Raw genomic sequence first — 17,954 nt, forward strand, 5'->3', positions numbered from 1 at the left:
AGGCGGGCCACTCAGGCCTCGTCGTTGTGGGGGGCGTACTTGCTCCCCCGGAGGACCTCCACGTCCTGGAGGTAAACAATGACCGAGTGGTGCTCGAAGTATCGCTCGGCGACGTAGGACGCGATTCGGTCGGCCACTTCGGACGTGACGACCGTCTCGATCTTGACCGCCGAGACGCCTGGCATCCCGAGACCGTGTCGCCGGGACCCCTCGCCTTTTACGTCAGCGAGCGTGTGCCCCGTCGCGCCGAGCCGGTGGACGGCATCAATGAGCTTGTCGCGGAGGGTCCGCTCCGAAATGATCGTGACGAGACGGTACGAGACGGTCTGCATGAGACTAGGCTCCCAGCCATTCCGCGAGGGCGAGGTAGATCGGGATGCCGACGGTGAGGTTGAACGGGAAGGTGATCCCGAGCGAGGCCGTGAGGTAGTACGCCGGATTCGCCTCGGGGAGCCCGACACGGATGGCCGCCGGGGCCGCGATGTACGACGCGCTGGAGACCATCGCCCCGAGCACGGCCGCACCGCCGACCGACAGCCCCGCCAGCAACCCCACCCACACCCCGAGCGCCCCGTGCACGATGGGCATCCCGACGCCGAACGCGACAAGGAACGGACCGACGGACCGGAGGTCCCGTAGGCGCCGGGCCGCCGTCATCCCCATGTCGAGGAGGAACAACATGAGCGCTCCCTGGAACCCGGCCACGAAGAATGGCGCGACGGCCGCCGTCCCCTCCTCCCCGGCCACCCACCCGATCGCCATCCCCCCGACCAACAGCACGATGCTCCGCCCCGTGACCACCTCGCGGAGCGCTTCTTGCCACGACCCCGCCCGCTCCCCGCGGGCGTACGCGATGAGGAGCCCGACAATGATGGCCGGCACCTCGAGCACCGCCACGAGCGCGGGCATGAACCCCTCCGATGGGCTCCCTGCATACGCCGCCACGGCCTGCGCCGCGATGAACGTGACGGCCGAGACGGACCCGTAGTGAGCCGCCAGCGCCGCCGCGTTCGTCCGGTCCATCCGCCCCAGCCGCCGGAGCACGGTGTACGCTGTGAGCGGGGTGAGCACGCCCAGCGCGAACGTGGCCCCGACCGGCCCGACGACCTCACCGAGCGGCGTCTTGCTTAGGGCGACGCCGCCCTTCAGCCCGATCGCGAGCAGGAGGTAGATCGAGAGCGCCTGATACAGCGGCTCCGGGATCTCGAGGTCGCTCTTGACCGCGACCGCCAACGCACCGAGCGCGAACGCCAGGACAACCGGCGACAGCAGGCTGGTGAGGAGGATGTCGAGCACGGACGTCGGGTCGGGACGGGCGCTAGAAGGGCCCTCGAAGCTAGCACCGTCCCCCGGGCCTGCGGGCGGCCCACCCGCGCCCCTACTCCCCCTGCGCCAGCGAGTACGCCCGCTCGCCGTCGAACGTGTAGAGGTTCTCGGTCTTGATCACGTCGAACCCCGCCTCGGTCAGCCGGCCGAGGAGCGCGACGACCTGCCTCGGCGTCACGGACGCGCCGGTCGCGACGAACCGGCAGCGCCAGTGGTCGGTCCAGAACGTCTCCGGGAGGCCGTCGGGGAAGACCTTCACGCCGCGGTTCGTAATGAGCTTGAGGCGGAGGCCCTCGCCGTCCTGGGCCTGCAGGGCCGTCCCGATCCGGTCCGGGTGGCGGTCGCCCTCGGCCCAGTCGAGAAACACGTCAACGCCGACGAGCTGCTTCTCGACGCGCGGCGTCGGGTGGACGGCGACGGAGACCGAGGCGTCGGAGTAGTGGGCCGCCGGGAGCTCCGAGGGCGTCTCCCCGAGCCGCGCGATGACGGCGTCGGCGAACGCGGACGTGCCGACCTGCTTCGTCGTGTGCTCCCCGGCCACGTCGCCCGTGTGGACCCCGGCCTCGAGCGTCGCCAGCCACGCGTTCTCGACCGTCTCGGCGATCCGGTCGTGGTTGAGGTGGTCGAGCATCATGACGGCCCCGCGCAGGAGGCCCGACGGGTTGGCGACGCCCTGCCCCGCGATGTCGGGCGCGCTGCCGTGGACGGCCTCGAACATGGCCACCTCGGTCCCGACGTTGGCCGAGCCCGCGAGCCCGACCGAGCCCGACGCCTCGGCCGCGATGTCGGAGAGGATGTCGCCGTAGAGGTTCGGCGCCACGATAACGTCGAAGGCGTCCGGCCGGGCGCCGACGAGCGCCGCGCCGATGTCGATGATCCGGTGGTCCGCCTCGATCTCGGGGTACTCGGCCGCGATCTCGTCGAACACCTTGTGGAAGAGGCCGTCCGTCAGCTTCATGATGTTGTCCTTCGTCATGCACGTGACGCGCTGCCGGTCGTGGGCGCGGGCGTACTCGAAGGCGTAGCGGACGATGGCCTCGGAGCCCGGCCGCGTGATGAGCTTGAGCGTCTGGTAGACCTCGGTCGTCTGGCGGTGCTCGATGCCGGCGTACGTGTCCTCCTCGTTCTCGCGGACGATGACGAGGTCGATCCGGGGGTGCGGCGAGGCCACGTACGGCGCGAAGCTCTGGACCGGCCGGACATTCGCGAACATCCCCAGCGACTTGCGGAGCGTCACGTTGAGGCTCTTGTAGCCGCCGCCCTGGGGCGTCGTGATCGGCGCCTTCAGCAGCACCTTGTGCTTGCGGATCGTGTCCCACGACTCCGGCGCGATCCCGGACGTGTGGCCGCTTTTGTAGACGGCCTCGCCGACCTCGACGGTGTCGTAGCGAAGCGGGGCGCCGGCCGCCTCGAGGATCCGGAGGGTCGCCTCCATGATCTCGGGTCCGATCCCATCGCCGTGCGCGACGGCGATCGTCGTGGGCTCGGCCGAGGCGCTGGCGGGGGCGGCGGCGGTCTGGGGGGCGTCAGTCACGGTGCGCGGGGGGGGAGGGTCCGCTCCATCCTACGCGCGTGGCGAGCGGTCGGTCGCGAACTCACTGCGGACATTCGGCGCGCGGTCGGGGGCGCCCACCGCGGCGCTCAGAACGCGAGTTGGCCCTGGAGAATGACGAGGTGGGCATCCCCGAGGGCACCGCCGCCGCGGTACTGGTAGGCCAGCGAAACCCGGGCCCGCTCGTACGGACCGCCCCGCGCGGCGCTCGGACTGTAGCTGAGCCCGGCCGTGAGGTAATCGTCCCCGTCGGCCTCGACATCGGCCCAGAACCGTTCGGCGCGGGCGAAGGCCTCGCCAGCCCCGAGCACGCGGACCGCGCCGAGCGCCGACACCCCGGCGGCCTCCTGCGCGCCGGTCCCGTCGTCGTCGTAGCGGATCGCGAGGGCGTCGAGCTTGAGCCGGACCGGCTGGCTGCCCGGCAGCGCGCCCCAGTACAGGTGAGCCCCGCCAGTCACGTACGACCGGCCGCCGGTCCGGGCCGGCTCGGACCCGTTGACGCCTCCGAACGCGCCCACCTCAACGCTGGCGACCTCGACGGAGCCCGCCGCAGCAAAGGCGACGCCTTCTGTCTCTGGCCCGTTGACGACGTCGGGCGAGGAGATCCCCTCGCGGTAGTTGCCGACGTCGCGGGCGAACGTGCCGGCCCCATTGTGCAGGGCGGCCGTCAGCCGAGTCCCGTTCGCGGCGTACGTCACGTCGACCCCGAGGTCCCGGCCGTCGCCGCCGAGCGTCCCGCCCAGCCACCGCTCGGCGATGGCCGCCCGGTCGACGGCGTCGATCAGGAAGTACGGCGTCAGGATGGCCCCACGCGGCTGAGCCACGGGGAAGTACCCGACCCGCGCCTGGACGCGGTCGGTGAGGTCGGCGAACGCGAACAGGTCGACGCTCTGAATCGTCCCGGAGCCGCCCTCCACGTCGTACTCGATGCCCCCGAGGCCGCGGTAGAGCACGCGGGCCTGGATCCGGGCGCGGCGAAGGCCGACCCCGTAGCGGGCCTCGTCGGTCGCGCCCTCCTCGACGCCGAGGCTCAGCCGGGGTTGGACGCCGCCGGCGACGTCGAGGCGGAGGTCGTCTGAGATCGTGAACTGGGCGATGGCGGGGGCCGCCAGCAGGAGGGAAAGGGCGAGGGGGAGCAGGCGCATGAGAGCACGGAATACGACGGCCCGAGGCGCGGGCGGGCGCCCCGGGCCGTCTGGGGAACGGAGGCGGGTCGAGGACCTAGCTGTCGATCGTCTCAGCCGTGATCATGTCGTCCTCGAAGAACGTGACCTCGCCCGTCGCCACGTCGTGCATGGCCCCGATCACGATGAGGTCGCCGCTCTCCACGAGCCTCCGGATGACCGGGCTCCGATCGACCATGTTCTGGACCGTCAACTCGACGTTGGTGTGGGCCACCTCCTGCACGAAGTCGCTGTTCGAAGACGTGCGAGGGCCCGCGATGTCGTCGACGGCGTAGACGGCCGGGGCGATGTTGGCCAGCGTCGAAGTCAGGTTGCCGAGTTCGACGTTGTCACAGGCGCCCTTGACCGCGCCGCACTCGGTGTGGCCGAGGACGACGATCACCTTCGAGCCGGCCACGGCCGTCGCGAACTCGAGCGAACCGAGGATGTCGGTGTTGACGAAGTTGCCGGCCACGCGGGCCGAGAACACGTCGCCGACGCCCTTGTCGAAGACGATCTCGTGGGGGACCCGGCTGTCGATGCACCCGAGGATGGCGGCCATCGGGTACTGCCCCCCGGCCGTCTGACGGACCTGGCTCAGGAAGTCTCGCTCCACGGCGGTCCCGTTGAGGAACCGCTGGTTGCCGTCCTTGAGCCGCAGGATCACCTGCTCTGGCGTCAGGGCGGCCTGCGTCTCGGCAGTCAGGGCGATGGTCGGGTCGTACTCGTACGACGTCTGGATCTGAGCCTGCGTCGTCGAGCAGGCCGTGAGCGTGAGGGCGAGGAGGGGAAGGAGTAGGAAGCGGTTCATTGGAGGGTGAGTGAGGAGCGCGGACGGCGTCCAGTGGGGTGGGATGGCCTCCCGCGCGCGACCCGCGCAGGACGGCATGAACGAAACGGCAGACGGACCCAGGGGGCCCCGGCTCGCTATCGCGGCGGAGGTTCCGGGGGGCCGCCGTCTGGCGACAGGCCCATTTCAGACGCGGGACGCGGACCGCGCGCCGCCGGCAGCACAGCGGCGAGGCCGCCGAGGCGGGCGGCCTCGTTCTCCTCCTCGGCCTCCTCAGACGCGGGCGGCGGCTCCACAGGGAGCGTCGACTCGTGCGTCTCCGTCGGCGCCGGGACCGCCCACGCCGCCTCTACACCGCCCACAACGGCGACGGCAATCAGGGAAAGGAGGAAGATCCAGCGCGGCATGCGGCCTGGTAGTCGTTCCGACGACTATCGTTCCCCCCGCCGCCCCATTCCCCGTTCCTTAACGAATAGCGGGACGGCCGCCGGCCGCTCCCAACCGGCGATAGGTTCCGTCTGATTCCCCCCGACCGATGCGCCGACTCCGTCCCGCCCTCCTCGCCCTCCTCGCCTCGGCCGCCGCGTGGGCGCAGCCCCAGGTCCCGCTCGCCATCGACTACGCCATCGACGGCACCGCATCCTACGACCCGGCCGTGCCGACACCGCGGGACGTGCTCGGCTACACCATCGGCGAGCGACACACGCGGCCCGAGGAGGTCGTCCGCTACGTCGAGGCCGTGGCCGCCGCCTCGCCGCGGGTGACCGCCGGCTTCCACGGCACGACGTACGAAGGGCGGCGGCTCGTCCACGCCGTCGTCACGAGCCCGGCGAACCACGGACGGCTCGAACAGATCCGCGTGCAGAACGTGGCCCTCAGCGAGGAGCCCGACACCATAAGTGACGCCCAACTCGCCGAGATGCCCGTCGTCGTGTTCCAGGGCTACTCGGTCCACGGCAACGAGGCGTCGGGGACCGAGGCCGCGCTCGTGTGGCTCTACCACCTCGCCGCCGCGCAGGGTGACGAGATCGACCGCCAGTTGGAGGAGGCCGTCGTCCTCCTCGTCCCGATGCTCAACCCCGACGGGCGCGACCGGTTCGTCGACTGGGTCAACGGCTACCGCGGCGCGACGCCCGTGGCCGACGCGCGCGACCGCGAGCACCGCGAGGCCTGGCCCTACGGCCGGACGAACCACTACCTCTTCGACGTCAACCGGGACTGGCTCCCGACGGAGCTCAAGGAGAGCCGGGGGCGGATGGCGTGGTGGCACGCGTGGCGCCCGCAGGTCACGACCGACCACCACGAGATGGGCCCCGAGGCCACCTTCTTCTTCCAGCCGGGCATCCCCTCCCGGAACAACCCGAACACGCCCGAGGCCACGTTCGAGCTCACGGGCGACATCGCGGCCTACCACGCGGCCGAGCTCGACCGGATCGGGAGCCTCTACTACTCGGAGGAAAGCTTCGACGACTTCTACTACGGCAAGGGCTCGACGTACCCCGACATCAACGGCGGCGTGGGGATCCTCTTCGAGCAGGCGTCGAGCCGCGCGCTCCTCCGCGACACCGACGAGAACGGACGGCTCGACTACGCCTTCACCGTCCGCAACCAGGTCGCGACATCGGTCTCGACGCTCCGAGCGGCCGTGGCCCTCCGCGAGCGGCTCCTCCGCCACATGCGCGACTTCTACGCCGCGTCGCGCGACGGCGCCTACGTCATCGACCTCAGCACGCGGCGGACGCGCGGGCAGGCGCTCGCCCAGACGCTGGCCCGGAGCCGCGTCCGCCTCTACGAGTTGGCGGAGGACGTGCGGGCGGGGAGGCGGACCTTCCGGGCCGGCGAGGCGCTCGTGGTCCCGCTCGCCCAGCCGCAGGGCCGGCTCGTGCAGGCCTCGATGGAGCGCGTGCGGACGTTCACCGACAGCCTCTTCTACGACGTCTCGGCCTGGACCTTCCCCCTCGCCTACGGCGCCGAGGCGGCCCGCCTCGATCGGGCTCCGGGCATGGGGGCGCAGGTCGACCCCGCCTTCGACGGCGGCCGGCTCGTCGGCGGCCGGGCTGACGTGGCGTACGCCATCCGGTGGGACCGGTACTTCGCGCCGCGCGCGCTCCGGCGGCTCCAGGCGGCCGGCGCGCGCGTCCGCCTCGCCCAGTCGCCCTTCGAGGCGCAGGCCGGCGGCGCCCGCCAGTCGTTCGACCGCGGGACGCTCGTCGTGCCCGTCCGCCAGGGCGGCGTCGACGCCGAGGCGGTCCACGCGGCCGTCGAGGTGGCGGTGGCGGAGGACCACGTCGAGGCGTTCGCGCTCGACTCGGGCCTCACGCCGTCGGGCGCCGACCTCGGCAGCCGCGGGTGGCCGGTGCTCCAGGCGCCCCGCGTCGCGCTCCTGGCCGGCGACGGCGCGAGCCCCTACGGCGTCGGCGAGGTGTGGCACCTCCTGAGCGAGCGGTTCGGCGAGGGCGTCTCGCTCCTCGACCCCGCCTCGCTCCCGGCCCTCGACGGCTACACCACGCTCGTCGTGGCCGACGGCGGGTACGGCTCGCTCGACTCCCTCGCGGTCGCGCGCGTTCGTGAGTGGGTGCGCGGGGGCGGCGTGCTCGTCGGGATCGAGGGCGGCGCGCGGTGGGCGGCCCGCGCGGGCCTCCTCGACGCCCCGCTCCGCGAGACGGCAACCGACTCGACCGCCTACGCCTACGCCGACCGCGACGCGGCGCGCGGGGCGCAGGCCCTCGGCGGGAGCATCCTCGACCTCCGGCTCGACCCGACGCACCCGCTGGCGTACGGCTACGGCGATCAGGTCGCCGTCTTCAAGTCCGGCACCGCCCTCTTCGAGCCGGCCGCGCCGGGCTCGGGCACCGACGTGGGCCGCTACGCCGACGCCGAGCCGGTCCTCAGCGGGTACGCCTCCGAAGAGACCGAGGCGCGCCTGGCCGGCGCGTCGGCGCTCAAGGCCGGCCGCCTCGGCGCGGGCCGCGTGGTCCTCATGGACTTCGACCCGGCGTTCCGCGCGTTCTGGTGGGGCACCGACGGGCTCCTCCTCAACGCGGTCTACCTCGGCGCGACGTTCTAGGCTGCGCCGATGAACACGGCCAGCGCGACGCCGAGGACGGCCAGGAACGCCGCGACGAGGAGGACCACGAGCCGCGCCGCGCGCGGAGCCTCCGTCCCAGACAGGGCGGTCGGCGCCTCCGGTCCGCCCGACAATTCGACCTCGTCGACGGTCACAGCGCCGGTCGTGCGGTAGACCTCGCCGAGCGTCCGGAGCGTCTCGTAGGCCACGCGCTGCCGGTCCGCCCGCGTGGGCGTGTCGGGCCAGGACCTCCCCCAGAGGGCGTTGCCGTAGCGCTCCCACCCCCGCTCTCGGAGGGCGGCCTGCTGGGCGAACGAGAGCTGACTCGACGGCTCCGGCCCGGCCGTCCCGACGATCTCCGCCTCAAGCCCCGCCTCGCCGCTCGCCCCGATCTCAACGTGGAGGTCCTCCTCCCCCTCGACCTTGACGACGACGAAGCTGTCGCCGCGGTGGGCGGAGATCGCGTCGAGCGCGTCCAGGAGTTCGTCGAGCTCGGACATGGGCGGGTGGAGCTAGTCGCCGATGGGCGGGAGTCCTCCGGCCCCATCCCCGCCGCCGACCGGCGCCTCGTCGACGTAGTCGAGGAGGCGGAGCGGCGGCTCGCGGAGGCCCTCCTCCATCCGCTGGAGCTCGTCGAGCACGTCGGCGGCGTCGTCGCCGCAGGGACGCGCGGCGGCCTGGGCGATGCCGAGGATGCCCTCCCGCTTGTCGTAGTACGTCTCGTGGACGAAGCACGACCCGTCGGGGTGGACGACGAGGCGGTACCCCCAGAACGCGATGGCCGCGAGCCCCTCGGAGGAGGCGACGGTCGTCGTGGTGAGGTCAAACCCGCAGGGCGGGGTAAAAACGTTGCGGAGCATCAGAGGGGGAGCCGGGGCCCACAAGGTCGGTCATCCGAGCCCTCCGCGCTCGCGGGCTACGCCGCGACGGCCTCGGCCCGCTGGCGGACGCGTGCGAGGACGCCCAGCGCGTCGTCGAGCGCCCCGGGTGGGCCCGCCTCGGCGACGCGGCGGCGGACCTCGTCGTCGGAGAGCCGGTCGTCGGGCGAGAGGTAGCCCTCGTCGAGGAGGTACGCTTCGAGGCGCTCGGCCTGGCGGCTCTGGAAGCGCGCGAGGTCGCCGCGGTGGAGGCAGTCGACGAGTCGCTCGGCGTCGCCCTCGAGGTCGCCACAGAGGGACCAGACCTCGTCGATGAACGCCTCGGTGACGGCCCCCGACGCCTCCAGCACGTCGCGGTCAACGCGCCGGCCGCGACCCTGGCGCCACGCCCGCTGCCACGCCGCGACGGCCTCGGCCCGGCGCTCGGCCCGATCGAACGCGACGGGGATCGGCTTGCCTCGTTCGGCGGCGGCGCGGAGCTGGCCCCACGTCGCGTAGCCGCGGCGGAGGAGGGCCTCGACGTCGTCGGGGTCGTCGAGGAGGTACCACACGTGGAGCGCGTCGGGGGCGTCCCAGCCGCTCCAGGGCGGGACGCCGGCCGCGTCGGCGTAGGCGTCCATCGTGAGTCCGCCGGCCTCGGGGACCCGGCGCGTGGTCTCGGCCGTCGGCGTCGCCTCTAGGTCGATGGCGACGAGGGCCGACGCGTCGGGGAGGCCGATGAATCGGCAGTCGACATCGGGGTGCTCGTCCGACAGCCGGCGCCACTTGGCGACCTCCTCGGCCTGCGCCGTGAAGTAGAACACCTGGCGCCCCTGTCGGCACAGCCGGAGGACGGCCGCGACGATGGCCCCGGCCCGCTCGTCGTCGGAGTTGGCGAGCGCCTCGTCCAACAGAAGCGGGAGCCGGACGCCGACCTCCTGCTGCTCGGCGAAGGCGAGGCGGACGGCCAGCAGGAGCTGGAGCCGCGTGCCCGATGAGAGCTCGTCGAGCCCGTAGGCCCGGCCCCGCGTCGCGTCGAAGGCGCGGAACGTGCCCTCCTCGAACTCGAGGCGGAACCGGTCGTCGGTGATGTCGGCCAGGACCTCGCGAGCGCGCTTGAACACCTGCGGGAGGTGCTGGTCGCGCGTCTCCTCGGCCACGAACTCAGCGAGCGCGTGGCCCACGAGCGCGTCGGCCTGCTCGTCGTAGACGGCTTCGAGGGTGTCGAGGGCGCGGGCGTGCTCGGCCTGCGCCGAGGCGAGCTGGTTGCCCCGGCGGGCCTCGCCCACGAGCGTCTGGATGGCCGCCTTCTCTTCAAGCCACTCGTCTCGGCGGGCGGCGCGCGACTCGGCGGCGCTGCGGGCCTCGGCGAGCGCCGCGCGGTCGAGCCCGGCGGCCTCGTCGTCGTACCGGCCGTGGGCCCGGGCCCGGGCCGACGCCTCCTCGGCGAGCGCGTGGGCGCGCGACGCCTCCTCGACGGCGGCGGTGTAGGCGGGCAGGTCGGCGCAGAGCGCGGTGACCTCGACGGCCGCGGGCTCCTCCAGCCCGAGCCGGGCCAAGTGCGCGTCGCGGGCGGCCGTGGCCTCTTCCAGCGCCTCCGTCGCCACGCCGACCGCGTCGTCGAGGCGGGCGACCTCGGCGCGGAGCCGGTCCCGCTCGTCGGCCTCCCGCGTCACGCGGGCGACGTTGCCGGCCGCGGTCGCGGCGTCCGTCGCGGGCTCCACCGGGACGCCGTCGAGCACGTGGTTGAACAGGTCGAGCGCGGTCAGGAGCGCGCCGTGCGCCCGGTCGCGGAGGGCGTCGGCGACGCCGAGGTCGCGGGCGGCCTCCTGCCACGCGAGGACGTTCCGGGCGAGGAGGTGGAGCCCCTCGGGCGTCTCCGGCACGTCGCACCCGAGCCGGTCGCTGAGGTCGGCCGCCTCGGCGTCGAGCTCGGCGCGGGCGGCCTCGGTGGCCACGAGCGTCCGCTCGATCTCGTCGACGGCGTCTTTCCAGAGCAGGCGCTCCTTCTGATCGAGGAGCTGGCGCTCGATCTCGTCGAGGCGCTTCTGGACCGTCGGGATCGACCACGAGGTCGGGCCGGGAACGGGCAGGGCCTCGAACGCCTGCCGGGCCTGGGCCGCCGGGTGCTCCGTCGCCTCGGCCGTCCGCCCCAGCAGGACCGCGACGACGGCGAGGGCGGCGGCGCCGAGGAGCAGCCAGAACGCGCCGGGGGAGAGCAGAACGCCAAGCGCGACGGCGACGACGGCGAGCACGGCCGCGGCGATCCACACGGGCAGCGCGGGGAGGCCCGTCGGCTGGGCCTCGACATCGGACGTCCGCGCGAGCCAGCGGCGGAGGAGGTCGGCGGCGCGCGCGAGGTCGTCGCCCTCGTGGAAGCGGACGGCGTTGAGGCGGCCCTTCGCGGCGAGCCGCTTGCCCTCGAGCTCCTCGACGCGCCCGCGGAGGCGGCCGGCGCGCTGGGCGAACGCGGCGACGTCGCCGAGGGCGGAGATGTCGACGTGGGGGGCGGCGTCGATGTGGCCGCCGAGGGCCTCGCGGGCGCGGCGCTCGCGCTCCGCGGCGGCGGCCCGGCTCGCCTCGGCGTTCTCGAGGGCCCGCGTCGCCACCTCGACCTCCGTCGCGCGCGACCGGAGCTCGGCCTCCTCGGGGAGCGCGACGGCGTCCCAGCCGTGGTCGGCGAGGGCCGCGCGGGCGTTGGCGCGGCGGTCCTCGACGTCGGCCCGGCGGCTCTCAGCCTTGCGGACGGCGAGGCCGAGGTCGTCGTAGCGCTCCTGCGTGTCGGGCGCGACGTGCGCCATCGCCGCGTCGAACTCAGCGACGACGCGGTCGGCGGCCTTGGCGGCCTCGGCGCGGTCGGCGGCTTCCTCGAGGAGCCGGTAGAGCTCGGCCCGTTCGGCGGCCTCGGTGGCCTCGGCGGCGCGCGTCGCGATCTCGTCGAGGTCGTGCTCGCGGGCGCGGAGCGCGTCGAGCTGGTGCTGGCGGGCCTGGACGGCGCGGGCGGCGTCCTCCGCCTCGGCCGTCGCCTTGAGCCGCTGCGTCGGGGCGGATTTGAACCCGAGCCGGTCGCGGGCCGCGTCGAGGTCGACGCCCCCGGCCGCGTCGCGGCGGACGACGTCGGCGAAGGCGTCGCCGTCGGCCTGCAGGAGGTCGGCGAGCGAGAACTCGTAGCGGTCGCGGTACGACTTGTCGGGGAGCGGGAGCCGGTCGGCGGGCTGAGCGCCGCGCTGGTAGCGCGCCTCGCCCGCGTCGAAGTCGACCCGCCAGTCGTCGCCGCCGAAGTGGAACCGGGCCGAGTACGTCGGCCGCGCGCCGGCGACGGTCTCGGGCCAGAGGACGCCGTGGATGGCGCGCGCCATCGTCGTCTTGCCCTGCCCGTTCGGCCCGTACACGACGTTGACGCCGGGGCCGAGCTCGGTCGCCGCGAGCCCCGGCTGCGGGTGCCCGTAGAACGTGCGGACGGTGAGGGCGGTCAGGTCGAGGCGGTCCATGGGAATGGGGGACGATGGACGGCGAAACGGCTCGGCAGATGGGCCGCGAGAGCGAGCGCAGCGCTCACGCCCGTGTCATCCTGAGCGGAAGTCGCCCGAGCGCGGTGCGCGACGGAGACCCGTCGGCTCCGGGCTGCGCCCTCCGCTCGGGACGACACGGTAGGTGCGGGGGGCTCATCCCGACGCGTCGGCGACGTCGGTCGGCACGACCTCCTCCGCCTCGGGCAAGGCGCCGGGGCCCTCGGATGCGGCGGGAGGTTCGGGGGCGGCGGACGGAGGCGCGGCGACAGCGGGCACCGACTCGGCCGGCAGCTCCGCCGAGGCGGGGGCGCTCGCCTCGGACGGGCGCTGCGAGAGGACCTCGTCCAGCATCCGGTAGGTCTGGCGGCGAAGGCGAAGGGCGGCCTCGGCGGCGAGGTCGGCGTCGAGACGGTCGGAGCGGCCGAGCGGCTCGAAGACGCGCGCCCGGCGGGCCTGCTGAAGCGCCTCCACGCCGCGGCGAATCAGGGCGAGGTCGCCCTCCGACGGCTCGCCCCGCTCGAGCCGGCCGGCGAGCGCCGCCAGCGTGGCGACCGGGCCGCTGCCCTCGGCCAGGCCGGCGAGGTCGAGCGCCGGCCGCGCGAGGTCCTCCACGCGGTCGACCACGACGGCCAGCCCGCCGGTCGCCGTCTCGCCGTCCTCGACCAACTCGGACGCGACCCGCTCGACGGCGCGGTAGGCCGGCGTCCTCCCTTTCAGCGTCAGGCGCACGACCGCACGGCGGACGGCGGGCGACGCCTCCCGGACCGTCTCGGCGAAGTCGCGGAGGACGCGGGCCGCGCGCTGCCGGATCTCGGTCGCGTCGGCAGCCCCGTCGAGGTCGACCGCGAGGGCCTCGTAGCGGACCGTCGCGATCGGGATCAGTTCGGCGGAGGCGCGGCCGTCCTCGGTGATCTCGACGAGCCACGCGCCGTGCTCGCCCGGCTCGCCCGGGTCGAGCGGCTGCGGCGAGCCGGGGTACAGCACGAGGTGGCCGTCGCGCTGCTCCGTCCGCGGCGCGTGGATGTGGCCGAGGAGCCACGCGCTGGCGCCCGTCGCCCACAGGTCGGCGAGGGCGACCGGAGCGTAGCGGCTGGCCGGCACGTCGAGGTCCCCGTGGAGGACCCCCACGGCCGGCACGTCGCCGAGGTCCGCCGGCAGCGACTCGAGCGGCGACGTGTGGACGTAGGGGCCGGCGAACGACCAGCCCCACAGCCGGACGACCTCGCGCCCGCCCTTCTCGATCGACGCCGACTCCCACGTCTCGCCCCGCCCCAGCACGCGGACGCCCTCCCCCACCGCCTCGGCGACCGACCCGAGCACGTCGTGGTCGTGGTTGCCGGCCACCGCCACGACCGGCACGCCGGCGTCGACGAGCCGGTGGAGCGCGCGCTCGAGCACGCCGAACGCCTCGAAGTACTTGTTGCTCTGGTCGGCCACGTCGCCCGTCAGCACGACGGCGTCGACGCGGCGCTCCACCGCCTGGTCGACGAGCGACCGGACGACGGCGTCGAGGGTCAGGGCCGGGTCGCCGGGCGGGACGCGGCTCGGGTACCGACCGAGGTGGAGGTCGCCGCTGACGAGGAGGCGGGCGCGCGGACCAGGCATGGCGTCGGGGGGGACGCCGGAATGTAGGGACCGGCAGGGGTTCAATGACGAACGAGACCGCGTTTTCCTCTCGCACCGGCTCGGCGCCCGGCGTGGACTCTCCGCGAGACCTCGGCCTCGCCGGATCGCCGTGCGACATCGGGGGTTAGGTTGCGGAAACGACGCTCCGAACGCCCGATGTCTCGTCTCGTCCCGGCCCTCCTCCTCGCCCTGCTGGCGACCGCCGCGCACGCCCAGAGCGCCCCGCCGGCCCGGCTCGGCGCCGACCTCCCCGACCGGCCGCTCGTGGTAATGAACCTCGCGGCCCACCCGGACGACGAGGACGGCCTCACGATGGCCTACTACCGCGGCAACCAAGACGCCGCCGTCTACTCCGTCGTGTTCACGCGCGGCGAGGGCGGGCAGAACGAGGCCGGCCCCGACCTCTACGAGCGGCTCGGCGCCATCCGTACGGCCGAGACCGAGGCCGCCGCTCGGATCCTCGGCACCCGCGTGGTCTACCTCGACCGGTTCGACTTCGGGTTCTCGAAGCACGCGACCGAGGCGTTCGACGAGTGGAGCCGCCCGCGCGCCGGCTTCTGGGACACCGACGCCCCCCGCGAGGGCGCCGAGGCGGGCCGGGACGAGCTGGTCGCGGACGTCGTCCGCCTCGTCCGCCGCCTCAAGCCGGACGTGATGTTCACCAACCACGATACGACGACGGCCTGGCCCGACGCCCAGCACGGCCACCACCAGGCCGTCGGGATCTCGGCCTACAAGGCGTTCGGTCTCGCTGCCGATCCGACGTACCGCCCCGAACAGCTCGAGGAAGAGGGCGTCGACCTGTGGCAGCCGAAGCGGCTGTTTCTCCGGACCGGCGGTTGGTCGGGCGAGGCGAGCGACGCCGACGTCACGGTCCCCGTCGGCGACGCGTGTGCCGCGACGGCCACGCGCTCGGCCGAGTCGTGCGCCGACCGCGCCGTAGCCGCCGCCGCCCAGCACGTGAGCCAGGGGTTCGACACGTTCGCGCCCCGCTTCCGCCGCGAGACGAACACCTTCACGCTCCTCGCCTCCGCCGACGACGCGCCGCCGCTCCCGGCCGGCGCCACGGATCTCGCCGCCGGCCTCGCCCCGAACCCCGCTGCCGCCGACCTCTCGCTCGCGGCCCTCGTCGACTCCGGCCGGCTCCCGGGTCTCGACCTCCCGGTCAACTCGCCGACGGTCGTTCCGAGCGGGGCCGTCTACGCCGACCTCGGGGCGCTGCCGGACGGGCACACGGTCACGGTCTTCCCGCCGCCGGGTGCCCCGACGCGCGGCCTGTTCGCGGGCGCGCCCGTGACGGCGAGCGCCAACGACACCCGCCTCCGCGTGCCGATCCCGACGGGCACGCCGCCGACGGCGCCGGCCTACCGCCAGCAGTACGGGAGCGGGACGGGCGGCGCGCCGCTCCTCTACGAGGTCCGGGACGCCAAGGGCACGCGCGTGGCCGGCGGCCGGCTCCCCGTCGAGATCGTCCCCCCCGCGACCGTCGACCTCTCGGCCGACCCGATCCGCCTCGTGCCGGGCGTCAACGAGATCCCGGTCGCGGTCACGATCTACGAGGTCGCCCGCGACACCGTCGACGTCGGCGTCACGATCTACCAGGGCGACCGGGCCGTGGGCTACGAGATCGTCCCGGTCGCCGCGACGGACCGCGGCGCGACCGTGTCGATCGACCTCGGCGACGCCGAGCCGGGCGCCTACCGCGTCCAGGCCGCCGCGCGGACGACGAGTTGCGGGCTCCCGTGGTTCATCGTCGAGCGGCCCGCGGCCGTGCTCCCCGACGTGGCCGTCGCGCCCGGCCTCCGCGTCGGGTTCGTGCGGAGCTACGACGGGACGATGGCCGACGCCCTCGAGGTCATGGGCGCCGACGTGGTCGACCTCGACAGCACGGCCCTCGCCACCGGCCAGTTCGACGGGCTCCACACGGTGGTCGTCGACATCCGGGCGCTCCTCGACCGGCCCGACCTCGTGGCCCACAAGGGCCACCTCCTCGACTGGGTCGAGCGCGGTGGGCACCTCGTCGTCGGGTACCATAAGTCGTTCGAGTGGAACGCCGAGGGCGGCGTCGCGCCGTTCCCGATCACGCTCGGCCGCGACCGCGTGACCGACGAGACGGCCGCGATCACGCTCACGGAGCCCGATCACCCGCTCTTCCAGTCGCCCCACACGCTCACCGAGGCGGACTGGGACGGCTGGGTCCAAGAGCGCGGCCTCTACTTCCCGTCCGAGGCCGACGACCGCTTCGAGCGGCTCGTCACCGTCGGCGACCCGGGCGAGGACCCGCTGACGACGGGCCTGCTGTTCGCCGAGGTCGGGCAGGGCACGTACGTCTACTCGCCGCTCGTGTGGTACCGCCAGCTCGCGGCGCTGAACCCGGGCGCGTGGCGAGCCTTCAGCAACTTGGTGTCGCTCCCGCTTGTCGACGGGCGTGGGGCCGTGGGGATGCGATAGCGGGGCCGAGTCCGGCACCTGCTAAAAAAATAGCAACCCCCTGTAACCTTCGGGCGGGTCCATCCGTGGAGGGGGCACATCAAGGCCGCCCGCCTCGCCTCCCTCCGCCTCGACGCGGACCATCCAATCGGAGGCTCCGGCGGGCTCCCGCTCCCCGGTGGCCGTGCCGCCGCACCGGTGGAGTGCGCCCTCTCGGCACGCCCCTCTCCCCCCGATCATGTTCCGCACCCCCGTCCCCCGCTCGTCCTTTCTCGACTCGCCGCTGCGCGTCAGCAGCCACGAGAACCGCCGCCTCGCCCACGGGTCGCCCACGGGCCTGTCCCACCTCGGACGGGCGCCGCGGTCGACCCGGAGCCGGCACGGCGCCTCGCCCCGCCTCCGCGGGCGCGTCCCTCACGTCGGCGGCCCGCTCGCCTAGCCCGGTGGCGTAGCCCGCGTATCCGACGCGTCTCCACGCGTCGGGGCGGCGGGACGGGCCGGGAGGCTGCGTAGTCTCCGGGGCCCGTCCCCCCGCCCGTGACCCGCCTCCGCCCGCCCGCCCGCTACGACGACGCCCGCCTCGGGAGCTACGTCCCCCAGACGGAGAGCCAGGCCGAGGCCCGCGACAAAGCGACACGATTCGTCCGGCTGGCGCGGGTCCGCTACGGCCGGCCGTCGTGGATGCGCCTCTTCCAGCGCGACGACGGGCTCCGCGGCGGCCTCTACCTCGTCGGCCCGGTGGGGACCGGCAAGACGCACTTGCTGGCGTCGATCTATCACGCGCTCCAGTCGCCCGAGGGCGGATCGAAGCCCGTCGCCTGCGCCTACACGCACTCGTCGGCGCTGCTGCGGGCCGTCGAGCCGCCGGACGTCTACGCCCAGCGCGTCGCCGAGGCGGCCCGGGTGCTGTGTTTGGATGAGGTCGAGTTGGACGACCCCGCCGGCGAGGTCCGCCTGATCGCCGTGCTCCGGGCTCTCCGCGAGCGCGGCGTGACGCTCGCAGCGACGTCGAACGCCGAGCCCGAGAAGTTCGTCTCGGCGAACCTGGGACGGGACCGGCTGGAGCGGTTCATCTCGGAGGAGTTCGAGAAGGAGTACCACGTCGTGTTCGTCGGCGGTGACGATTTCCGCCAGCGACTCTCGAAGGAGGGCCGCGCGTGGGTCGGCGAGCCGGAGGTGGCGCGGGCCGCGATGCGGCGGGCGTTCGAGGCCGCGCCCGACCCGAAGCGCTGGCTCGCGTTCGACGACCTGATCCGCCTGACGACCGAGGTCGAGCGGACGCGCCTGACCGACGACCTCGCCCGGAGCCGCGCGCTCTTCCTCGACGGCATCGACGTCTCGGACACCGACGACGCCCTCCGCCTCCTCCGCGTCGCCGACGACCTCTACGGCCTGCCCTCGCCGCCCACGCTCTACTTCACCTCGGCCACGCCGCCGGCGGACTGGTTCGACGCCGAAGGCCGCCGCGGCGTCGAAGCCGCCATCGCCGAGAAGTTCACCCGGACGACGAGCCGCCTCACGGCCCTGGCGGAGGTGGAGCACGTCTGAGTCGGTGCGCCGGTGCGCATCCGCCAGCCGAACCGGGTCCACCCGCCTCGGCGTCGAGGCGGAGGGCCGACTGGCGGATCGGC

The 17,954-nt window shown here is 74.0% G+C and carries 12 protein-coding genes; 3 read left to right on the forward strand and 9 right to left on the reverse strand.

From position 1 onward, the window contains the following. Positions 1–11: 11 nt before the first annotated feature. The 5 genes from BSZ37_RS18410 to BSZ37_RS18430 all read right to left on the reverse strand — a co-directional run bounded on the left by BSZ37_RS18410 (position 12) and on the right by BSZ37_RS18430 (position 4,852). Positions 12–332, reverse strand: a complete 321-nt coding sequence (locus BSZ37_RS18410; protein ID WP_095511958.1) for a P-II family nitrogen regulator — start codon at positions 330–332, stop codon at positions 12–14. Positions 333–336: 4 nt separating this feature from the next. After that, positions 337–1,296, reverse strand: coding sequence for a sodium-dependent bicarbonate transport family permease (locus tag BSZ37_RS18415; RefSeq protein ID WP_095511959.1), 960 nt, complete (start codon positions 1,294–1,296; stop codon positions 337–339). 82 nt (positions 1,297–1,378) lie between these two features. Continuing rightward, complete coding sequence (locus BSZ37_RS18420) at positions 1,379–2,860, reverse strand: NADP-dependent isocitrate dehydrogenase (RefSeq protein WP_218830560.1); 1,482 nt, start codon at positions 2,858–2,860, stop codon at positions 1,379–1,381. 107 nt (positions 2,861–2,967) lie between these two features. Further along, entirely contained in the window at positions 2,968–4,023 is a 1,056-nt protein-coding gene (locus BSZ37_RS18425) for a hypothetical protein (RefSeq protein WP_095511960.1), read from the reverse strand. A gap of 76 nt (positions 4,024–4,099) precedes the next feature. Next, a complete protein-coding gene (locus tag BSZ37_RS18430) occupies positions 4,100–4,852 on the reverse strand; it encodes a carbonic anhydrase family protein (protein WP_095511961.1) in 753 nt (250 codons plus the stop codon). A 514-nt stretch (positions 4,853–5,366) separates the two neighbouring features. Here BSZ37_RS18430 and BSZ37_RS18440 point away from each other — a divergent pair. Then, positions 5,367–7,898 (forward strand): M14 family zinc carboxypeptidase, encoded by a 2,532-nt coding sequence (locus tag BSZ37_RS18440; RefSeq protein ID WP_095511963.1) that lies wholly within the window; start codon positions 5,367–5,369, stop codon positions 7,896–7,898. Here the strand turns inward: BSZ37_RS18440 and BSZ37_RS18445 are convergent. The 4 genes from BSZ37_RS18445 to BSZ37_RS18460 form a co-directional block, all read right to left on the reverse strand. After that, a complete protein-coding gene (locus BSZ37_RS18445) occupies positions 7,895–8,398 on the reverse strand; it encodes a TY-Chap domain-containing protein (protein ID WP_095511964.1) in 504 nt (167 codons plus the stop codon). The genes BSZ37_RS18440 and BSZ37_RS18445 overlap by 4 nt on opposite strands. 12 nt (positions 8,399–8,410) lie before the next feature. After that, positions 8,411–8,758 (reverse strand): hypothetical protein, encoded by a 348-nt coding sequence (locus tag BSZ37_RS18450; RefSeq protein WP_095511965.1) that lies wholly within the window; start codon positions 8,756–8,758, stop codon positions 8,411–8,413. Positions 8,759–8,814: 56 nt separating this feature from the next. Beyond that, positions 8,815–12,246, reverse strand: a complete 3,432-nt coding sequence (locus BSZ37_RS18455) for an AAA family ATPase (RefSeq protein WP_095511966.1) — start codon at positions 12,244–12,246, stop codon at positions 8,815–8,817. Positions 12,247–12,420: 174 nt separating this feature from the next. Beyond that, positions 12,421–13,872 (reverse strand): DNA repair exonuclease, encoded by a 1,452-nt coding sequence (locus BSZ37_RS18460; protein ID WP_095511967.1) that lies wholly within the window; start codon positions 13,870–13,872, stop codon positions 12,421–12,423. Between the two features lie 177 nt (positions 13,873–14,049). Between BSZ37_RS18460 and BSZ37_RS18465 the strand changes: the two genes are divergently transcribed. Together BSZ37_RS18465 and zapE are read left to right on the forward strand one after the other, a co-directional pair. Further along, positions 14,050–16,344: a PIG-L family deacetylase gene (locus tag BSZ37_RS18465; RefSeq protein WP_095511968.1), complete on the forward strand. Its 2,295-nt coding sequence runs from the start codon at positions 14,050–14,052 to the stop codon at positions 16,342–16,344. A gap of 516 nt (positions 16,345–16,860) precedes the next feature. Next, positions 16,861–17,871, forward strand: a complete 1,011-nt coding sequence (gene zapE / locus BSZ37_RS18475; protein WP_095511970.1) for an AFG1/ZapE family ATPase — start codon at positions 16,861–16,863, stop codon at positions 17,869–17,871. Positions 17,872–17,954: the final 83 nt, after the last annotated feature.

It is taken from the genome of Rubrivirga marina (assembly GCF_002283365.1).
Lineage (GTDB): Bacteria > Bacteroidota > Rhodothermia > Rhodothermales > Rubricoccaceae > Rubrivirga > Rubrivirga marina.